This window comes from Bacillus sp. JJ1127, assembly GCF_036965845.1.
Lineage (GTDB): Bacteria > Bacillota > Bacilli > Bacillales > Bacillaceae_G > Bacillus_A.
Genome location: NZ_JBALQK010000225.1, coordinates 1 through 1377 on the forward strand (window position 1 = coordinate 1; position 1377 = coordinate 1377).

Consider the following 1377-nt stretch of genomic DNA (forward strand, 5'->3'; position numbering starts at 1 on the left):
GTTGAGAATGTTACGAAATACACTTAAGAAATAGTTAGAAAATTGATTTTAAAAAAATATTCACTGCAAGTATATGTCCAAGCGATGTATTTTAATTTAGCATACTATACTAATAATTCACACGTGATAAGGGAGTAGTAGATTCAGATTGGAATTTGTAGCACATCAATTACATGGTTAGGTTTTGCAGGAGGACACGGAAATGTTTGCAACGATTATCGACACACTTTATTTAAACCGCGATTTGGCACGTGTAATGGGAGTTGCAGGATTAGAATCAGTAAAGCATATTGAATTGGAAGAATTGTATCGAAGAGCTAGAAGAATATTTTTAATCTTGTAACAAAGGTAGGGATAGGCATGGACAAAATGGTTTTGGAAGTACTCTCAAAATACGGGATACGTCCTCAAAAATGTACCCTAATTAGAAATAAAGAAGATAGGAGTGTGTGGAAAGTAGAGGGGAAAAAGGGTAGATTTGTATTAAAATTAGTTAGTGCTGAAAAGGCCCAAAAAATTTCGAATGTAACCCTGTTTCTTTCAGGTAAAGGAATTCCTGTAATTCCTGTTGTTCCGACATTAAAGGGTGATTTTGTTGTCCGAAGCAAAAAAAACTTTTTCGTTCTCTTTCCATGGTTTGATGGAGACGCCATCAGTTACAGAACTCCGGGAACAATTGAGAAAATGTCTGTCTTATTAGCTCAATTTCATGAAGCTTCTAGAGGATTCCAAGCAGCAGGCAAACCAATCAAGAAAACAGAATTGAATTTGTTGAAGGAGTATTCAAGAAAAGTTGAACAGTTGGATAAAATATATAAGAAAGTGCGTTCGAGAAAAGATCCAATAGTAAAAGTTTTCTTAGATCATTATTCTTGGTTACGTAAAAGGTGTGATTGGGTGATAAATACACTTCCGAACACATCCTATTATAAACTTTTAAAATTAGCAGATTTGGATCCGGTATTGATTCATGGTGATTATGCAAAATATAATATTCTTAGTGATAATGAGGGGAATTGGAAAATTATAGATCTTGATGATGTGGAAATTTCTTTTCCATTGAAGGAGTTATCGAAAATGATGAGCCGAATAGAGTGTAAACTTGGTAATTGGAGCTTGGCTAGATATCAATCGATACTACAATGCTACAGAAGTATTCGTCCTTTTTCTGAAGAAGAGGAGGAATTACTTCTATTCGATCAGTGTTTTCCTGATCGAATACTAAATTTGATGAATAAATATTATAGAAAAGACAAGAAGGATGAATCTTTTTTAGAAGAATTTAAGAATTGCTTAGCTATAGATAAAGAAAAAATAAAGGAATTATCCATAAAAGATTTAGAATGGGGTTCTTCGTGAAAGGGTGTGAATGTAGCC

General features: G+C 33.6%; 2 protein-coding genes. Both read left to right on the plus strand.

The annotated features are described in order from the left end of the window. The first annotated feature begins 202 nt into the window (after window positions 1-202). Window positions 203-343 carry a hypothetical protein gene (locus V7183_RS20070; RefSeq protein WP_335360614.1) on the plus strand — a complete coding sequence of 47 codons (141 nt, stop codon included), beginning with the start codon at window positions 203-205 and terminating at the stop codon, window positions 341-343. A 17-nt stretch (window positions 344-360) separates the two neighbouring features. After that, a complete protein-coding gene (locus tag V7183_RS20075; protein WP_335360615.1) occupies window positions 361-1359 on the plus strand; it encodes a CotS family spore coat protein in 999 nt (332 codons plus the stop codon). Window positions 1360-1377 lie beyond the last annotated feature (18 nt).